This is a genomic window from Qipengyuania flavescens, assembly GCF_029688735.1.
Taxonomy (GTDB): Bacteria; Pseudomonadota; Alphaproteobacteria; order Sphingomonadales; family Sphingomonadaceae; genus Qipengyuania.
Genome location: NZ_JARULD010000001.1, coordinates 437854 through 456480, shown reverse-complemented (window position 1 = coordinate 456480; position 18627 = coordinate 437854). Strand labels below are relative to the sequence as shown.

Below are 18627 nucleotides of genomic sequence, written 5' to 3'. Positions count from 1 at the left end.
GCCTAGAGCCAGCCTTCGCGGCGGTACCACTCGGCGGTTTGCTTCAAGCCATCTTCGCCTTTGATGTGCGGCTCCCACACCGAATTGGGCACGCGCCTGGCGGAGCGGGCGACCCAGTTGGGATGCGCCATGTAGCCGACGCGGTCAGGTGTGAGCCGTGCCTTGTCGCCACGCAACAGGCGATCGGCGCGCGCACCTGCGAGCATGAGCGGTTTCGGCAGGTGCGGGGCGAAGACGCGGCGACCGACAGCGCGTCCGATCTCGCGGGCGAGTTCCTTGTGCGCCCAGCCGCCCTCGCGCCCGTCGTCGGGCTCGAAGGTCTGGCGGCGAACCAGTGCGGGCGGCGCATCGACGAGGTCGAGCAGCAGCCGCGCCAGATCGCCGACGTGGATGATCGAGCTTGCGCCGCGCGGGGGCAGGGGGATGAAGCCCCATTTCGCGCTGCGAAACATCTCGAGATAGTCGATATCCCGCGGGCCATAGACGCCGGGCGGGCGCAGGATCGTCCAGTCGAGGCCGCTCGCCTGCACCAGCTCCTCGGCGCGCGCCTTGGATGCCCCATAGGCGGACAAGCCCGGCTCGCGGGCGGAGAGCGAGGAGACGAAGACCAGCCGCTTGCATTTCGCTGCCTTCATTGCCGCGATGACGTGCGACGTGCCATCGACATTCGCGGTCTCAAAGGCTGCCGGATCCGGCGAATTGGTCAGGCCCGCGACGTGGATCATCGCGTCCGCTCCGCACGCGAGCGTTTCGAGCGACGCAGTGTCGGCTAGGGTTCCCTCGATCCACTCGACTCCGGCGCGATCCTTTTGTGCGCGGCGGGAGAGGGCGCGGATCGCGACCTCGCGCTGTATTGCCTCATCAAGCACGGCCTGACCGACGAAGCCGGTCGCACCGGTCAGAGCGATGGTCATGCCTGCACCATATGATCGCGATGGATTACGGCAGCGCGAGGGGCGTAGCCAAGCTTCGCTTCCTGCTGCTCTTCGCGAAGGCCGAGAATCGCACGGCATTCGGCATCGCTATATTCGACGAGCCCCTGTCCGAGCCGTTCGCCCTTGGGCCCGAAGATCGCGACGAGATCGCCGCGTGCGAATTCGCCCTCAATCTCGGCGAGGCCGGCAGCGAGCAGGCTGGCACCTTTGCCGAGTGCTTCGGCGCATCCCGCATCGACAGTCAGCACCCCTGCCGGTGCGAGCCTCCCAGCCAGCCATGCCTTGCGCGCACTGGCATCCTGTTGCGGCGCAAAGACCGTGCCGACACCGGTCTCACGGTACCGACTGAGCGGCGAGAGGTGGGTGCCATTGGCGATTACCAGCGAGATTCCAGCCCGCTCCGCAATGCGCGCTGCTTGCAGCTTGGCGAGCATCCCGCCCGAACCGAGCCCCGAAGTCGAAGAGGTGTCCGCCATGGCGATAATCTCCGGCGTAACGCCCTCGACCCGCTCCAGACGAACCGCGCCGTCTTCGCGCGGGTCGCGGTCGTAGAGACCGTCGACGTCGGACAGCAGGATCACGGCATCGGCACCCGCCGCCTGCGCCACGCGCGCGGCCAGCCGATCATTGTCTCCAAAGCGGATTTCCTCGGTGGCGACGCTGTCGTTCTCGTTCACTACCGGCACCGCGCCGGCCTCAATCAGACGCTGCAGCGTGGCCGAGGCGTTGAGGTAGCGCCGCCGGTCTTCCAGGTCACCCAATGTGACCAGCATCTGCGCGGCAGTAATTTCGTGGCGGCCGAGATTTTCCGACCAAAGCCGCGCCAGCTCGACCTGGCCGACACTCGCCGCCGCCTGCGCGTCAGCCAGGCTACCGCGCCCGCCCTTCGCCATGCCGAGCTTCGCCGCGCCGAGGGCGATTGCGCCTGAGGACACCACGACGATCTCGATCCCCTGCGCGCGTAGCATCGCAAGGTCCTCTGCCAGCGTCGCCAGCCAGTCTGCGCGGGGAGCACCGTCTTCGACCAGCAGTGCCGAGCCGACCTTGACGACAAGACGTCGGCTTGCGGTGAGGTCGAGAGGGACAGCCTGCGCCATGTGCCTGTGCATTCTTCGCCTAGATTGGCGACCAGTCGGGTGCCTGATCGTCGTCCTCGACTTCTTCGGCATGCGTTTCGGTCGCAGTGCGGTCGGGCAGATAGCCGAGCACGGCGTCGAGCAGTTCCGGGATGCCGGCACCGGTCGCGCCCGACACCGTGAAGACCTTGTCGGCCCCCGCGGCGAGCAATTCCTCGGCGAAGCCTTCGCCCAACTCCTGGTCGGCAAGGTCGAGCTTATTCAACGCGACCAGTTGCGCCTTGTCATCCAAGCCTGCGCCATAGGCCTCGAGCTCATCATTGACTGTACGATAGGCCGCGGCGGGATCATCGCCCGAAATATCGATGAGGTGGATTAGCACGCGGCAGCGCTCGATATGGCCGAGGAAACGGTCGCCTATCCCCGCACCGTCGGCTGCGCCCGCGATCAGGCCGGGGATGTCGGCCAGCACGAATTCGCGGCCCTTGTGGCTTACGACGCCCAGCTTGGGCACCAGCGTGGTGAAAGCGTAATGGCCGACCTTGGCCTTGGCGTTGGAGACCTGGTTGATTAAAGTGCTCTTGCCCGCATTGGGGAGGCCCAGCAGGCCGACGTCGGCAAGCAGTTTCAGCCGCAGCCAGACCCACATCTCCTCACCCGGCTCGCCCGGCTGGTGCTGGCGCGGGGCGCGATTGGTGCTGGACTTGTAGCTGGCATTGCCGCGCCCGCCCATGCCGCCTTCGAGGAAAACGACGCGCTGGCCGACTTCGGTGAAATCGGCGAGCACCTCTTCCTTGTCCTCGCTCAGCACCTGCGTGCCAACGGGAACCTCGATGACGAGATCGGGCGCGCCGGCACCAGTGCGGTCCTTACCCTGGCCATGCGTACCGCGCTTCGCCTTGAAGTGCTGGGCATAGCGGAAGTCGATCAGCGTATTGAGACCCTGCACCGCTTCGAACACGATATCGCCGCCTTTGCCGCCATTGCCGCCGTCGGGACCACCGTATTCGATATACTTCTCGCGCCGGAAGCTGACGGCACCGGGGCCGCCCGCGCCGGACTTGAGATAGATCTTGGCCTGATCGAGAAAATGCATGCCGCGGCCTCTAGTCGCTTTTGTCAGGCAAGGCGAGATCGCAATGCGCCGCTACGATGGGTTACCCAATGGTTAACGGAACTTCACGAAAATCGACGAAGCGTGGAACAGTTTTCGGGATTGGGCCGTTCGGTCCACACGATTAAGGCGGGATAAGGTTAAAAGTCGCCCCGATGCAGAATGTTATGATTGTAGACGACGAGGCACTGGTGCTGCTCGACCTCGTCCATACCGTCGAAGATCTCGGCTACGCGATCCACTCGGAATCGACGAGCGTGGAGGGTGCGCTGGCCTCTTTGGAAAGCGAAGCCCCCGACCTCGCCCTGCTGGATATCGATGTCGCAGGAGTGCCGGTCTGGCCGGTCGCCCGTGACCTGACTGCGAAGGGCGTTCCGGTGATTTTCGTCAGCGCGAACCTCTCGCACAAAGAGCTGTGCCAGGAATTTTCCGACTGCCCGAAGCTCGAAAAGCCGGCATCGCCAGCAGATATCGGCACGGCTCTCGAAATGGCCGGCGAAGTCAAAAGCTGCGCTGCCTGACGCTTTTGCCCGACTAAGTCGGGAATTTCAAAGTCCGGCGATAACCGCCTTCGATCGCATCGCCGCTGGCTTCACCGCGAAGCTGACGTGCAGCCGTTTGCACGAGCTTGGTGCCGAAGCCCGGCCCGCTGTCGACCTTCTCCCCCGCTGCCTGACCGTCCTCCTGCCAGTCGATCGCGACTTCGTCATCCTGTGCGATCCAGCGAATGTCAATCGACCCGTCGCGGGTGGCCAGCGCTCCGTACTTGGTCGAATTGGTGGCCCACTCATGCAGAATCAGCGCAATCGATGTAATCTTTTCGTTGCCAATGGTCGTATCGGGTCCGGACATGTCGACCTTTTGACCGGCGAGATTAGGCCGCAGGACCGTATCGACGAGCTTCGATAGCGCAATGCCACCATCCGCGGCACTTCCCGCCTCGTTGGTCAGCGAGTGCGACCGGCCAAGCGCATGAATGCGATCGCGCAGGCCCTCGGCGAAGGTTGCGATATCCTCGGCATCGCGCGCGGCAATCGAAACCATCGCCGAGATGACCGAGAACAGGTTCTTCACCCGGTGGTTCATCTCGCGGATCATCAGCTCGCGCTGATCGAGCAGGCGGCGTTCGGCAGACACATCGAAGGTCACGCCGATGAATTTGCGCGTTCCGGAGACCTCGATGAGCTTGCCGAGGCCGTGGAGGTAGCGGGTCTCGCCATCGTCGAGCGGCAAGCGGAAGACTTCGTCGAAATCGCTGTCTCCTTCCATCGCCATGCGCAATGCGCGATTGACGCGATCGCGATCATTCGGCGGCAGCGAGGCCATGATCGGCTCCAGCGTGTCGCCGGGATCGTCCTGGGCTAGGTCGAACAGATTGCGCTCGGTCGGATCCAGCACCGTCTTGTCGGTCGAGGGTTCGTATTCCCAGACGCCGATCTTCGCGACCTCCAGGGCGAGCCTCAGACGCTCGCGTTCTTCACGCAGGTCGCGTTCCAGCGACAGCGTTTCGGAGACGTCGGTGAAGATCAGCGTTGCGCCGTCCAGCTGACCGTCAAGCAAGCGATAAGGGATTGCTTGCAACACGAGCTCGCGATCAAGAGAACTCGAATGCATACCCTCTTCAACCTGCATTCCCTGCTTGGCGGCGCTCTTCGCCATTTGGACGAAATGATCGTTGTCGAGATTATGCGGTAGGGTGGAGAGCGGTTCCCCGATATTCTCCTTCGTCAGCGGGAAGAGGTCTTCGGCTGCATCGGTAAAGCTGCGTAGTTTCAGCTCGGAATCGACGACGATCACCGCCAGCTTGGTGCTGTCGAAGAAGTTTTTGAGATCGGCATTGGCCGTGGTCAGCTGATCGACCTTGTTCTTCAGCTCGTCGTTGACGGTCGTAAGCTCCTCGTTGGTGGATTGGAGCTCCTCGTTCATCGACATCATTTCTTCGTTGGAGCTCTTCAGCTCCTCGTTCGTCGTTTCCAGCTCCTCCACCGTCGAGCGCAGTCGATGCCGGGTGGCCTGCAACTCTTCTTCGAGGAACTGCCGCTGGCCGTCTTCGGGATCGAATTCGTCGTAATCATCCCCGGTGTCGGGTTCGAGGCCGCGGGTCTCGTTCACGACGAAGAGGAAGGTCTGGTTGTCGATCGGCTCGCAGACGATGGTCGCCTCCAGCGTGCCGAAATCGGTAACGATCTCTACCTCTTTCACGATGGCCCTGCGCCCGGTGTTGGAGACCTGGCGGATCATCGGGCCGAACAATTCGCGCAGGCCCGGGCGGGCGAGCGAGGGCACGTGGATCGAGCGTTCCAACCGCTCGGGGAAATCGAGATACCGCCCGGCCGATCCCCAGCGTTCAAGCAGCATGGCCTCACGATCGAGCAAGAGGCTGACGGGCGAGTAGCGCTGCGCCAGCTTTTCCAGAGCGCGCAGCTCGACGCCGCCCCGCCGCGTGGTTTCCTCCCGGTTCGGCCTTTGTCGGCTGCGATTGATTTGCCGCGATACGTCGCTGGCCAGATTGAGCGTGTAGTTGCCCTTCACGTTCTTGCGCCGGAAAATCCGCGCCGACTGGTCCACGGATTCGAAAAGGTCTTCATGCCGCCCGATCGTTTCCGACGATCCGAGGAACAGGTAACCGCTTTCCCGAGTGGCGAAGTGAAACAATGGGAACACCAGCTTCTGCAGCGAATCGTCGAAATAGATCAGGACGTTGCGGCAGGCGACGAGATCGATCTTGGAATAGGGCGGATCGCGCACGAGGTTGTGGACGCTGAAGCGCACCATGTCCCTGATCTGCGGGGCGATGGTGAACTTGTCCTTGCTTCCGTAGATGTATTCATCCTGGAAAAGCTTGGGGATGTCCTGCAGCGACGCCAGCGGGTAGACGCCCCTCCGCCCTATATCGAGCATCTTGTCGTCGATGTCGGTAGCGAACACCTGCACATAGGGGCGCTTGTCGAACCGCTTGGCTGCTTCTGCAAACAGCATGGCAATGCTATAAGCCTCTTCGCCACTGGAGCAGCCAGGCACCCAAATCCGCAGCTCTTCGCCGTTCTTGGCTTCTTTCACCATCGGCGAAATGACCAACTCGTCGAGCTGCTTGAAATGTTCGGAATCGCGGAAGAAGCGGGTGACGTTGATCAGCAGGTCGCTGAACAATGCGCTGCATTCGTTGCCGTTTTCCTGGAGGTGCTTGAGATACGCCTTGGTATTCTCGATACCGAGAACCTGCATTCGGCGAGCGACCCGGCGATTGAGCGTACTGCGCTTGTAATTCGAGAAATCGTGGCCGACGGCCTCGCGCAGGACATCGCAGATATCGAGCAGCGTGTCGGCATCCTCGAGATCGTTCTCGACCACATCGGCGAGGCCGGCGCGCTGGAAGAATTTCGACAGGTGCTCGACCGTGTCGCGCGGGTCGCAGGTGATGTCGACCAGCCCCGTGCCGATGGCGGCAGTGGGCATGCCGTCATAGGCGGCTGTGTCGGGATCCTGCGCGATGCAGATGCCCGAATGTTCCTTGATCGCCCGCAGGCCCCGGCTGCCATCCGCGCCGGTGCCCGAGAGGATCACACAGGCCGCGCGCTCGCCCTGATCCTTCGCAAGGCTCTCGAAGAAATCGTCGATCGGGCGACGCATGCCGCGCTGTTCGGTGAATTCCGTCAGCTCGAGCACACCGTCCTTCACCGCGAGGCCATGGGCCGGCGGAATGACGTAAATATGGTCGGGTTCGAGCTTCTCCCCGCCTTCCGCCTGCTTCACCGCCATCGGCGTGTAGCGTTCGAGCAGCTGCGCCATCAGCGATTCGTGCGTGGGATCGAGATGCTGGACCACCACGAAGGCCATGCCGCTCTGGCCGTCGAAGCCGCTGAACATTTCGCGCAAGGCTTCCAGCCCGCCCGCCGACGCACCGACGCCGACGATCGCGAATTCGCCCGATCGTGCGGGCTTGCTTGCTGGTGCGCCCTCCTTCATTCCATTCGGGCCCTTGCAATGATGGAGTGGCTCGACGCCAGCGCGTCGAAACTGCCGAGCAGGGCCCAGTTGTCATCGCCGGTCAGCAAATTGAGCTGCTTCAGACTCTCCTTGAGCGCGCGATCGTAGAGGTCGGGCTCGGAAGCCTTCTCCGGGTCGACCGGAAACTGCGAGCCGAGCACGTAAGTGACCTCATCGTCTTTCTTGAGCTTGGCCATATACACCAGGTTCAGGAATTTCCGCCCGTCCTTCGTGACGTTCGGAATTACGAACCGGCCATCGGGCTCGTCGGAATCGTAGAGGAATTCTCGCATATCCTTGCGAACGGCGTCGGGAGATTCGTCCGGCTGGAGGAAACGGCAGTTGCGATCCAGAACCTCGTCCGGGCCGTAACCGGACATATCGCAGAATGGCTGATTCACTGCGATCAGCGGCATGTCTTCAGCCTTCGCATCGGCCAGGCTGAGCGAAATGCGGCTCTCGGCAAAAGCGCTGCGCAGACCTGCAGGGAGTTCGGCGCTGGTGAAGAAGGTATCCATCACGCATTTACCTAGGTGGCAAGTAGCCAATGGCCAAGGCAAAATGCTTGATTGTGCTTTTAGTTAAATTTGGTGCCGGCTGCAGGAGTCGAACCCGCGGCCCCCTGATTACAAATCAGGTGCTCTACCAGCTGAGCTAAGCCGGCACAATTTTCGCCCTAGCGCTTCGCCACTTGAGGGGTGTTGGTGCCCTGCAAGAGGTCAATGACAAGCGTCGTAACGTGGCGCGCCACTGCGTCAAAACGCGCCGAAAGTCCAGCCCTCCGTGCGCGCGATTTGCGGGGTCATCGCCGTGGGCTGCCACCGACGCCTTTCTCCAGCCACCTTGCGTAGCCATGCGGCGCTGAGGAGCGCATCGGAGGAATGGTCGTCGATCGGCCCTTTGCCCGACACCGGTGTCGATCCGAGTGCGGCGAGCGCCTCGTTCAAATCCTCATGGCTGCGCATCTTGGCGCGCGATGCGCTGCGCCCGGCCTCCATCGCAGCAAGGCTGGTGTAGATTTCGACGATGACCGAGCCTTTGCGCGGCAGCGGGTCGATCGGCCAGACCGGCAGCAGGCCGCGCAAGTGATGCAGCATCCGCATGCCCGTCAGACTCGACTTGCCGACCTGCGCCGCCCCGACGAGGTTGAAATTGGAATAGGGTTTGCAACCCATCTCTGCCTGCGCTTTTTCGGTCACGCGGAAGCGCCCGCGGCCATGCGCCGCATCGTCGCAGCCGAAATGCGCGCCGGTATCGGTTCCATTGCGGAAATAGGGCGCGTAATCCGGATGGTCGACGAAAGACTGCACGCCGAAATGCTCGTCCTTGCGGCAGATATCGTCGATCAGGGCCCATAGCGCTGGAGCATCGGGCAGCGAGACTTTGTTCTCCGGAAAATATGCGCCGCAATCGGCGTGGGGCAGGCTGATGCCGAGATCGAGACCGACGAGGGTGTTCTTCGGCAGGTCTTCGCGCAGCACCGTGAGCACTTCCTCGCGGCTCCAGCGATGGTCGATCAGCACCGGTGCGCCGCCGCCTGCTTTGGCGAATGCGAGCGCGATGCCCCTGTGTTTGCGCCCCTTCGCGCCCGACCAGTCGATGGCGAGGAAATTGTCGAAATTGCGGATTACGAATGCCTCTCGTTTCTCAGCTTGTCCCAGTAATCGAGCCGCTTCTTCACCTCGCGCTCGAAGCCGCGATCGACGGGCTGGTAGTATTCCTGCGGCTCCATTTCGTCGGGCCAGTAATTGTCGCCCGAGAAACCCTCGTCGGAATTGTGATCGTAGCTGTAGCCCGCGCCGTAGCCGATATCCTTCATCAGCTTGGTCGGCGCGTTGAGGATGTTCTGCGGCGGCATCAGGCTGCCGGTTTCCCTAGCCGATTTGAACGACGCCTTCTGCGCCTTATAGACCGCGTTCGATTTCGGCGCGGTAGCGAGATAAGTGCAAGCCTGCACCAGCGCGAGCTCGCCTTCGGGGCTGCCGAGGAATTCGTAGGCATCCTTGGCTGCCATGCATTGCACCAGCGCCTGCGGATCGGCCATGCCGATATCCTCCACTGCCATGCGGATCAGGCGACGGGCAAGGAAGCGCGGTTCTTCGCCTGCAGTAAGCATGCGAGCGAGATAATAAAGGCTCGCCTGTACGTCGCTGCCACGCACTGCTTTATGAAGTGCGGAGATGAGATTGTAATGCCCCTCCCGATCCTTGTCGTAGACGGCGACCCGGCGTTGCAGAAATTGTCCGAGCGCGGCGGGATCGAGCGGCTCGTCGATCTTCGCGTTGTAGAGCGTTTCGGCCTGATTGAGCAGGAACCGCCCGTCGCCATCTGCACTGGCAACCAGTGCATCGCGGGCCTCGGGAGTGAGGGGGAGGGCGCCTTCCAGTTCCTCAGCCTTGTCGAGCAGCGAACCCAGCGCATCGTGGTCGAGCCGCTGGAGAATCAGCACCTGCGCGCGGCTGAGCAGCGCGGCGTTGAGCGCGAAGCTGGGGTTCTCGGTCGTCGCGCCGACTAGCGTGACCGTGCCGCGTTCCACGAAGGGGAGGAAGCCGTCCTGCTGGGCGCGGTTGAAGCGATGGATTTCGTCCACGAACAATAGCGTGCGCTGTCCGGCTGCTGCGGCCTTGTCGGCGGCGGCAAAGGCCTTCTTGAGGTCGGCGACGCCGCTGAACACGGCGCTGACGCTCTCGAAGCGCATGCCGACGCTGTCGGCCAGCAGGCGCGCGATCGTCGTCTTCCCGGTGCCGGGCGGCCCCCACAATATCATGCTGGACAGGCGGCCTGCTGCTACCATCCGCCCGATTGCGCCTTCGGGACCGGTCAGATGATCTTGCCCGACCACCTCGTCGAGCACCTGCGGGCGCAACCGATCAGCCAGCGGCGCATCTTCGCGCGGCGGTTCGGTCTCGGCAGTCGCCGGGAGGCTGTCGGGGAAGAGGTCGGCCATTGGTCGGCTGACATAGGGGTTTCGTCGAGCTTTTGCAGGGGGCTCTTGCGGGAGGCAATGGAAGATATATCTTAGTCATATCTAAAAGGAGTTACGATATGACTGGCAAAGACGAACGCGACGAGCCGCTGGAAGGCAACATCCCCGATCATCCCGAAGGTGAGGACTTCGACGTCGATGTGGACATCGAGGACGATGTTGATCCCGACCGCGACGGTTCTTACAGCCGCACTTATAGCGCGTCGGGCTTTTTTGGACCCGAGGGCGTATTCGGACCCAAGGGCCCCTTCGGCCCGGACGGACCTTTCGGACCCGGCGGACCCTTCGGCCCGAACGGACCCTTCGGCAACGGCTCCCGCAGATCCGGCGGGAAGCACCGCGCGCGCCGCCGCCGCATGTTCGCTCCGGGCGAATTGCGCCTGTTGCTGCTGCACCTGATCGCGGAGGAACCGCGCCACGGCTACGAGCTCATCAAGGCGGTGGAGGACATGACTGGCGGCAATTATTCGCCGAGCCCGGGCACGGTCTATCCGACGCTTTCGTTGCTCGAGGACGAGGGGCTGATCCGCGAAGTCGATGGCGACGAGCCGCGCAAGGCCTATCGTGCTACGGAAAAAGGGCGTGGCGAGTTGGTCGATCGCAAGGACGAGATCGAAAGCCTGGTCGAGCGGATCGAAGGCCAGCGTCAGCGCCGCGCGAAATCCGGCAAGGCTTTCGCCACACCCGAGATGTTCCGTGCCGTCGGTAATCTCGCCACAGTGCTGAAGAACCGCGCCAAGAGCGGCCAGCTCGACGAGAAGACCATGCGCGAAATCGTCGATCTGGTGGACGATCTGGCGAAGAAGATCGAGCGGCTATGACCCTGTCTTGCTTGCCTCTCTGCCGATCCTCGCTACGCTGCGTGACGAGGGTCGGCAGAGGGGAGAGTGAAGTATGACGGAAACTGTCAGGACACCGTGGCACTTGTGGCTGGTCGGCGTGGTTTCGCTGCTGTGGAACGCCTTCGGCGCGTATGATTACACCATGACCAACCTGAGGAACCAGGCCTATCTCGAATCCATGGGCTATCCGGCGGAAGGCATCGCCTATCTCGATGCATTTCCGATCTGGGCGCATAGCGGCTGGGCGCTGGGTGTCTGGGGCGCAGTAATCGGATCGGTGCTATTGCTGATGCGCAGCCGGTTTGCGGTGTGGTCGTTTGCGCTGTCGATCGTCGGCATCGCGCTGACGACGCTCTACGAGGCGGGGGCCGACATGCCGCCCGAACTGGCTGAAATACAGCCGGGCTGGTTCCCGATCCTGCTGTGGAGCATCGCGGTGTTCCTGCTGGTTTATGCAATCAGCATGCGGCGCAAGGGCGTGCTGCGCTGACCGGAGCTAAGCTCTGCGCTGCTCGAGCAGGCGCAGGTAGGTATCGACTACCACCTGATTGATCGCGTCCCAAGAATACTCGCTAGCTGCGCGTGCGCCGGCCTCGCCGTGGCGCGCGCGCAGCTCCGGGTTCATGCAGTAAGGGGCGAGCGCCTCGGCGAATTCGCGCGGCTTGCCTGCCTCGACCAGACGGCCGGTCTCCCAGTCTTCGACCAGGCTGGCGCTCCCTGTCGCTCCGGCAGCCACGACCGGCAGCCCGCAGGCCATCGCCTCCAGGGTGACATTGCCGAAGGTTTCCGTGACCGACGGGTTCAAGAAGATGTCGCCGCTCGCCAGCGCCCGGCCCAGGTCCGCGCCGCCCTGGAAACCCACGAAGGTCCCGCCGGGCAGGGTCTTTTCGAACCATCCGCGCGCCGGGCCGTCGCCGATGACCAGCACCTTGTGCGGCACCTGCTCCTTGCGAAGTTCGACGATCGTGTCGGCGAAGATGTCGAGGCCCTTCTCCATGACCAGCCGGCCGAGGAAGACGATGGCCACGTCGTCGTCCGCCAGCCCCTGGGCGCGGCGCCACTCCATATCGCGCTTGGAGGGGTGGAAAATGGTCCGGTCGACCCCGCGCGACCAGATCGAGATATCGCGATGCATGCGCTGTTCGTGCAAAGTATCGACCATGCTTTGCGAGGGCGTCACCAACGCGTCGCACTTGCGATAAAGACTGCGGAGGTACGTTTCGACCAGCGGTTCGAGGAAGCCGAGCTTATAGTAGCGCGGATAGGTTTCGAAGCGTGTGTGCACCGAACCGAGCACGGGAATATCGCGTTTGCGCGCCCATTCCACAGCCGCTCTCGCACTGAAATCCGGCGACGAGATGTGCATCATGTTGGGCCGGAAGTCTTCCAGATCGCGGCGCACCTCGTCATTCAATCCATAAGGGACGCGATATTCCGAGCGGCCGGGGATGGGCACGGAGGGCAGGCTGACCAGATCGCCTTGCGGTTCGAACGCGGGTGTGTCGATGGTCGGTGAATACACGCGCAAGGTAACACCTTGGCGAAGCAGGAACTCGGCCAGCCTGTTCAATGCCTTGTTCGCGCCGTCCACGGTCATGTTGTAGTTGCCGCTGAACATGGCGATGCGAAGGTCGGAAGCGTTCATCGTCGCGGGCCATAGGGTGCAGGAGAGCGTTTGGCGAGAGTCCTGGTTGGTTGCGCCTTCGACATCCGTCGAAGGCTTGCGGCTGTTCCGTCCCACTCCCCCACCCGGCCACCCACGGCACTATACTGTTTGGGTGGCCGGGTGGGAGAGTGGGACGGAACAGCCAAGGAAAGCACGGATGTGCTTTCCGTACGCAACAAAAGCGCCGGGAGGGCCCGCGGGATGGAACAGCGAGGGCCGGACGGATGTCTGGCCCGCATTAAACAAAAACGGACCCATTCCTGCCAGCCTGCGTTGACCCAGCGAACCCCCAGCCTGTCGATGCATTCCTATTTCGCATTGACTACGCTGCCCGCAAGATTATTGCCGTCGACGGGCCACGCGGTCCCAACGCCGCGCGTGCTCTCTGCAAGGAGAGAATACATGACTGCCGAACCGACGCTCAAGCCTGAGCGCCCCTTCTTTTCGTCCGGACCGACTGCCAAGCACAAGGGCTGGTCCGCATCCAATCTCAAAACCGAATCGCTCGGCCGCTCGCATCGCAGCGCCCTCGGCAAGTCGCGGCTGAAATATGCCATCGACCTGTCGAAGGAGATGCTCGGCGTGCCCGAGGATTACCTCGTCGGCATCATGCCCGCATCGGATACCGGCGCGCTCGAATGCGCGATGTGGACGATGCTGCGCCCCGATCGCCCGGCAACCGTTGCGGCGTGGGAAAGCTTCGGCAACGTCTGGATCCAGGATGCGGTCAAGCAGCTCAAGCTGCCCAAGCTGACCACGCTGGATGCCGACTACGGCGAGATCCCCGATCTTGCGTCGATCCCGCAGGAGAACGACGTGGTCTTCACCTGGAACGGCACGACTTCGGGGGCGAAAATTCCGAACACCGACTGGCTCGCGCCGGGCCGCGAGGGTGTGGCGATCAATGACGCCACCAGCGCCGTTTTCGCGATGGAGATGGACTGGGCCAAGCTCGATGCCACGACCTACAGCTGGCAGAAGGTGATGGGAAGCGAAGCCCAACACGGTATGCTGATCCTCAGCCCCAAAGCGGTCGAACGGATCGAAAGCTACGATCCCGAATGGCCGCTGCCCAAGCTCTTCCGCCTCAAGAAGGGCGGCAAGATCAACACCGGCATCTTCGAAGGCGCGACCATCAACACGCCCTCAATGCTGGCGACCGAAGACTATATCGATGCGCTCGAATGGGCGCAGGCGATGGGCGGCCGCAAGGCGATGTTCGAACGCGCCGATGCCAATGCGAAGATCGTGCTCGACTGGATCGAGGCGACCCCGTGGCTGCGCAACATGGTCTCTGACCCTGCCAAGCGCACCAACACCGGCGTGTGCTTCGTCTTCCAGGGCGAGTGGTACGACAGCCTGTCCGACAAGGACAAGGCGGGCGTTCCCAAGAAGATCGTCAAGCTGCTCGAAGAGCGCGACGTCGGCTACGACTTCAACGGCTATCGCGACGCCCCGCCGTCCCTGCGCATCTGGTGCGGCGGCACGGTCGAGCAGGAGGACCTTAAGCGTCTCCTTCCATGGATCGAATGGGCCTATGAGACCGTGAAAGCGGGCTGACAGGCGTCGTCCCAGCGAAAGCTGGGACCGCTTCCCGCACGCTCCGACATTTCCGATAACGATCCCAGCGTTCGCTGGGATGACGAGGTTAGCAAAATGACCAAGCCCCCAAAGAGGCCCCGAGTGCTCATCAGCGACAAGATGGACCCGAACGCCGCGCGTATCTTCGAAGAGCGCGGCTGCGACGTCGACGTCATCACCGGCGAGGCGCCCGAAGAACTGAAAGCCCGCATCGGCGAGTATGATGGCCTCGCCATTCGCTCCTCGACCAAGGTCACTCCCGAAATCCTCGACGCAGCGACCAACCTCAAGGTCATCGGGCGGGCTGGAATCGGGGTCGACAACGTCGACATTCCCTACGCCAGTTCTAAGGGCGTGGTGGTGATGAACACGCCCTTCGGCAATTCCATCACCACCGCCGAACACGCCGTCGCGATGATGTTCGCGCTCGCCCGGCAAATCCCGCAGGCCAATGCACGTACGCAAGCCGGTGAGTGGCCCAAGAACGACTTCATGGGCGTGGAGCTGACCGGCAAGACGCTCGGCCTGATCGGCGCGGGCAACATCGGATCGATCGTCGCCGCCCGCGCGCAGGGCCTGCGCATGAAGGTAGTCGCATTCGACCCCTTCCTGACGGAGGAACGGGCGGTGGAAATCGGAGTCGAGAAGGTCGATCTTGATACGCTGCTGGGGCGCGCCGAATTCATCACACTGCACACCCCGCTGACCGACGAAACGCGCAATATCCTGTCGAAGGAAAACCTTGCCAAGACCAAACAGGGCGTCCGCATCGTCAACTGCGCGCGCGGCGGGCTGATCGACGAGGCGGCCCTGGCCGAGGCGCTAGATAGCGGCCAGGTCGCAGGCGCGGCGCTGGACGTGTTCCAGACCGAACCGGCGAAGGAATCGCCGCTGTTCGGCAAGTCCAATTTCATCTGCACGCCGCATCTTGGTGCGTCGACCACCGAAGCGCAGGTCAACGTGGCCCTGCAGGTCGCCGAGCAGATGGCCGACTACCTCGTCAACGGCGGCGTCACCAATGCGCTCAACATGCCGAGCCTAAGCGCCGAGGAAGCCCCGAAGCTCAAGCCTTATATGGGTTTGGCCGAAAACCTCGGCAGCCTCGTCGGGCAGCTGGCGCACGGCAATCTGACCAAGATCAGCATCGAGCGCGAAGGCGCGGCGGCGCAGCTGTCCGGCAAGCCCATCGAGGGCGCGGTCCTTGCGGGGCTGATGCGGCAATATTCCGACACGGTGAACATGGTCAACGCGCCCTATCTCGCCAAGGAGCGGGGCCTCGACATCCGCTCCATCCGTCACGAAAAAGAAGGGGCTTACAATACGCTTATCCGCGTGACCGTGGGGACGGAGCAGGGCGATCGCTCGGTGGCCGGGACGCTGTTCGGCGCCGACGCACCGCGCCTGACCGAAATGTTCGGCGTGCGGATCGAGGCTGAGCTGAAGGGGTACATGCTCTACATCGTCAACGAGGACGCGCCTGGCTTCATCGGCCGCATTGGCTCGCTGCTGGGCGAAAACGGCATCAACATCGGTACCTTCAACCTCGGCCGCCGCGCGGCGGGCGGGGAAGCCACCCTGCTGCTGAGCGTCGACCAGCCGATTCCGGACGAGGTGGTGAAACAGGCCTGCGCGCTGGAAGGCGTGAAGACCGTAATGCCTCTGGCGTTCTGACGATCCCCCAGATCGTCATCCCGGGCTTGACCCGGGATCGGTCTCGGCTAGGCGCTTGGTCGATAGCGATCCCGGCTCGGGGGCCGGGATGACGAATGAGGTTCAATGACAAATCAAGACGACCTCCTGCCCGTCGGGCTCGAAGACGCGCTGCCGGCGCGATCGCGGGCCATAGTCCAGGCCATGCGTGCCGTGCTCGATAGCATGGACTCGCATGGCTACGACCGCGTGCGGCCACCGCTGGTGGAGTTCGAGAAATCGCTCGCCGGACGCATGGAAGGCGTCGCTACTCGGCGCATGGTGCGCTTCACCGACCCCGACAGCTTGCGCACGCTCGCGCTGCGTAGCGACATGACGGTGCAGGTCGGACGCATCGCGGCGACCAGCCTCGCCGAAGCGCCGCGGCCTCTGCGCCTGTGCTACGCGGGCGACGTCGCCCTGCTGAAGGCGGACCAGCTCGACCCAGCCCGCCAGCGCTTACAGATGGGTGCGGAACTCGTCGGTAGCGACAGCGTGGCCGCGGCAAGCGAGATCGTAAATGTCGCCATCGATGCACTCGAAGCGGCAGGAGTCGCGAATATTTCGCTCGACTTCACACTGCCCGATCTGGTCGACACCCTGGCCGAGAAGGCGCTTCCGCTCGATCCCGGGCAGCGCGAGGCGGTCCGCCGCGAACTCGACACCAAGGATGCGGGCGGGCTGTCGGCAGTCGGCGGCGAAGCTTACCTGCCGCTCCTTTACGCAACCGGCCCCTTGCCCGACGCCATCGAAAAGTTGGCCGCGATCGATGCTGGCGGTGCGCTCGCCAGCCGGATCGCGGGCCTGCGAGAAATCGCCGCCTCGGTCGGCGACCGCGCCCGCCTGACGCTCGATCCGACCGAACGCCACGGCTTCGAATACCAGAGCTGGTTCGGCTTCACCCTCTACGGCGAAGGCGCGCGGGGCGCGCTGGGGCGGGGCGGAACCTATGTGATCAAGGGCAGCGATGAGGAGGCAACGGGCTTCTCACTCTATATCGACCCTCTGCTCGATGCGCTCGGTGATCGAACGCCCGACACCCGCAAGACCCTGTACCTTCCCATCGGCCACGACCGCAATATTGCCGCCCGCCTGCGCGCAATTGGCTGGCGCACTGTGGCGGCAATCACGAGCGAGGAAAATGCGGCGGAGCTAGGATGCACACATCGCCTGGACGGAGCCGAAGCCGTTTCTCTCTAAGTTTCGACCGGCTCCCATTTCGGATACTTCGTCATGATTGCAGCGAATAGCTCGGAGGACACGAGTGCCTGCAGCCACGCCTGTAGGTGCGGCATTAGATCGGCGTCAAACCGTTCGCGATCGTGATTGGCGAACTGCCGCACGAAGGGAAATATCGCGATGTCGGCGAAGCCGGGTTTGTCGTCGCACAAATAGGGTGACGCAGCGAGGCGACGGTCGATCTCGGCAAGGATGTCGACCGCTGCGGCGCGGTGCTGCTCAGGGTCGACGGCCTCGTAGCGGCTGGCATATTTGTATCGGTCGAGGTGGTGCTTGAACGGGCCGTCGTTCGTAGCGACCAGCGCCTGATCGTCGCGGCCCAGCCAGTCCTCGGGATCGTTCTGCGCCAAACCATGGCGCATGATGTCGAGGCTCTCTTCCAGCACCTCGCCCTCCGCGGTCACGAAAACGGGCACCGTTCCCTTGGGCGATACCTCCAGCATGGCCGCGGGCTTGTCGCGCAGCACGACCTCGCGGTGTTCGTAGGCGAGGCCGCTGACATGCAACGCCATGCGGGCGCGCATCGCATAAGGACAGCGGCGGAAGCTGTAGAGGATCGCCTCAGCCATCGTCGCTCGCAATTTCGCGCCGCCCGACGTGTTCTTCGCCACGCTCGGCAGCGAGGCGTTCCTGGCGCTGGCGCTCGGCATAGCGGGCGCGCTGCTCGTCGCTGCGCTCGGAGAAACAGCGCGGGCAACTGACGCCTTCCTCGAAGCGATCGTCGGCGCGATCGGCTTCGCTCACCGGCCGGCGGCAGGCGCGGCACAGTGTGTGATCACCCGGCGCGAGGCCGTGGCCGACGCTGACGCGTTCGTCGAATACGAAGCATTCGCCCTGCCACAGGCTTTGCTCCGCCGGGACGGTTTCGAGATATTTGAGGATGCCGCCCTTGAGGTGGAACACCTCTTCCACGCCCTCGGCCCTGGCGAAGGCCGTCGACTTCTCGCAGCGGATGCCGCCGGTGCAGAACATCGCGATTTTCGGCGTGCGGCCTGCTGCCTCCAGTTCGGCGCGCTTGGCGCGGAACCACTGGGGAAATTCGCGGAAGCTGGTGGTCTGCGGATCGACCGCGCCTGCGAAGGTGCCGATCTGCACTTCATAATCGTTGCGCGTGTCGATCACGATTGTGTCGGGATCGGCAATAAGAGCATTCCAGTCTTGCGGGTCGACATAGGTGCCGACGCCCTGCACCGGGTCGAGATCGGGCTGGCCCATCGTGACGATCTCCTGTTTCAGCCGCACTTTCATCCGATTGAAGGGCATTGCGTCGGCCTGCGAGAACTTGACCTCCAGATCCGTGCAACCGGGCAGTTGCCGGATGTGGTCGAGCACAGTGTCGATGCCGTCCGCGCTCCCGGCGATCGTCCCGTTGATGCCCTCGCGCGCGAGCAGCAGCGTGCCGCGCACCCCCTGCGCTTCGCACAGAGTAAGCAGTTCCGGCCGGATCACGACAGGATCGTCGAAGCGCGTGAAGTGGTAGAGCGCGGCTATGCGGACAGGATGCGACATGGC

The 18627-nt window shown here is 63.3% G+C and carries 16 protein-coding genes and 1 tRNA gene; 6 read left to right on the top strand and 11 right to left on the bottom strand.

From position 1 onward, the window contains the following. Positions 1-2: 2 nt before the first annotated feature. The 3 genes from P8R33_RS02285 to obgE are packed head-to-tail and all read right to left on the bottom strand — an operon-like array spanning position 3 to position 3107. Positions 3-914, bottom strand: coding sequence for an NAD-dependent epimerase/dehydratase family protein (locus tag P8R33_RS02285; protein WP_278327369.1), 912 nt, complete (start codon positions 912-914; stop codon positions 3-5). Beyond that, a complete protein-coding gene (gene proB, locus P8R33_RS02280; protein WP_278327368.1) occupies positions 911-2032 on the bottom strand; it encodes a glutamate 5-kinase in 1122 nt (373 codons plus the stop codon). Before proB ends, P8R33_RS02285 begins: the two co-directional genes overlap by 4 nt. A gap of 19 nt (positions 2033-2051) precedes the next feature. Further along, the gene (gene obgE / locus P8R33_RS02275; protein ID WP_278327367.1) at positions 2052-3107 is read right to left on the bottom strand and encodes a GTPase ObgE; all 1056 of its coding nucleotides are present in this window, start codon (positions 3105-3107) and stop codon (positions 2052-2054) included. A 185-nt stretch (positions 3108-3292) separates the two neighbouring features. Between obgE and P8R33_RS02270 the strand changes: the two genes are divergently transcribed. After that, a complete protein-coding gene (locus P8R33_RS02270) occupies positions 3293-3646 on the top strand; it encodes a response regulator (RefSeq protein ID WP_278327366.1) in 354 nt (117 codons plus the stop codon). Positions 3647-3659: 13 nt separating this feature from the next. On the opposite strand, the gene P8R33_RS02265 is transcribed toward P8R33_RS02270, so the two are convergent. The 5 genes from P8R33_RS02265 to P8R33_RS02245 form a co-directional block, all read right to left on the bottom strand. Continuing rightward, a complete protein-coding gene (locus P8R33_RS02265) occupies positions 3660-7091 on the bottom strand; it encodes a CheR family methyltransferase (RefSeq protein WP_278327365.1) in 3432 nt (1143 codons plus the stop codon). Beyond that, positions 7088-7630 carry a PAS domain-containing protein gene (locus tag P8R33_RS02260; RefSeq protein WP_278327364.1) on the bottom strand — a complete coding sequence of 181 codons (543 nt, stop codon included), beginning with the start codon at positions 7628-7630 and terminating at the stop codon, positions 7088-7090. The genes P8R33_RS02265 and P8R33_RS02260 overlap by 4 nt, the downstream gene beginning before the upstream one ends. Before the next feature lie 70 nt (positions 7631-7700). Next, positions 7701-7776 (bottom strand) — tRNA-Thr (locus P8R33_RS02255). Positions 7777-7867: 91 nt separating this feature from the next. Continuing rightward, positions 7868-8740: a hypothetical protein gene (locus P8R33_RS02250; RefSeq protein ID WP_278327920.1), complete on the bottom strand. Its 873-nt coding sequence runs from the start codon at positions 8738-8740 to the stop codon at positions 7868-7870. Then, the gene (locus P8R33_RS02245) at positions 8740-10059 is read right to left on the bottom strand and encodes a replication-associated recombination protein A (RefSeq protein WP_278327363.1); all 1320 of its coding nucleotides are present in this window, start codon (positions 10057-10059) and stop codon (positions 8740-8742) included. The genes P8R33_RS02250 and P8R33_RS02245 overlap by 1 nt, the downstream gene beginning before the upstream one ends. A gap of 98 nt (positions 10060-10157) precedes the next feature. Here P8R33_RS02245 and P8R33_RS02240 point away from each other — a divergent pair, with 98 nt between their 5' ends. Together P8R33_RS02240 and P8R33_RS02235 are read left to right on the top strand one after the other, a co-directional pair. Then, complete coding sequence (locus P8R33_RS02240) at positions 10158-10919, top strand: PadR family transcriptional regulator (RefSeq protein WP_278327362.1); 762 nt, start codon at positions 10158-10160, stop codon at positions 10917-10919. Between the two features lie 73 nt (positions 10920-10992). Continuing rightward, the gene (locus P8R33_RS02235) at positions 10993-11430 is read left to right on the top strand and encodes a hypothetical protein (RefSeq protein WP_278327361.1); all 438 of its coding nucleotides are present in this window, start codon (positions 10993-10995) and stop codon (positions 11428-11430) included. Between the two features lie 6 nt (positions 11431-11436). Here the strand turns inward: P8R33_RS02235 and P8R33_RS02230 are convergent, their stop codons facing one another. Further along, on the bottom strand, positions 11437-12585 hold the full coding sequence (locus tag P8R33_RS02230) for a glycosyltransferase family 4 protein (protein WP_278327360.1): 1149 nt from the start codon (positions 12583-12585) through the stop codon (positions 11437-11439). A 423-nt stretch (positions 12586-13008) separates the two neighbouring features. On the opposite strand from P8R33_RS02230, the gene P8R33_RS02225 reads away from it, so the two are divergent. From P8R33_RS02225 to P8R33_RS02215, 3 genes are all read left to right on the top strand, one after another. After that, positions 13009-14166: a phosphoserine transaminase gene (locus P8R33_RS02225; RefSeq protein ID WP_278327359.1), complete on the top strand. Its 1158-nt coding sequence runs from the start codon at positions 13009-13011 to the stop codon at positions 14164-14166. A 96-nt stretch (positions 14167-14262) separates the two neighbouring features. Then, complete coding sequence (gene serA, locus P8R33_RS02220) at positions 14263-15858, top strand: phosphoglycerate dehydrogenase (RefSeq protein ID WP_278327358.1); 1596 nt, start codon at positions 14263-14265, stop codon at positions 15856-15858. 105 nt (positions 15859-15963) lie between these two features. Continuing rightward, on the top strand, positions 15964-17076 hold the full coding sequence (locus P8R33_RS02215) for an ATP phosphoribosyltransferase regulatory subunit (RefSeq protein ID WP_278327357.1): 1113 nt from the start codon (positions 15964-15966) through the stop codon (positions 17074-17076). Here P8R33_RS02215 and P8R33_RS02210 read toward each other — a convergent pair. Both P8R33_RS02210 and trhO read right to left on the bottom strand, forming a co-directional pair. Beyond that, complete coding sequence (locus P8R33_RS02210) at positions 17073-17684, bottom strand: glutathione S-transferase (RefSeq protein ID WP_278327356.1); 612 nt, start codon at positions 17682-17684, stop codon at positions 17073-17075. The two genes, P8R33_RS02215 and P8R33_RS02210, sit on opposite strands and share 4 nt — an antisense overlap. Then, positions 17677-18624: an oxygen-dependent tRNA uridine(34) hydroxylase TrhO gene (gene trhO, locus P8R33_RS02205; protein WP_278327355.1), complete on the bottom strand. Its 948-nt coding sequence runs from the start codon at positions 18622-18624 to the stop codon at positions 17677-17679. Before trhO ends, P8R33_RS02210 begins: the two co-directional genes overlap by 8 nt. Positions 18625-18627 lie beyond the last annotated feature (3 nt).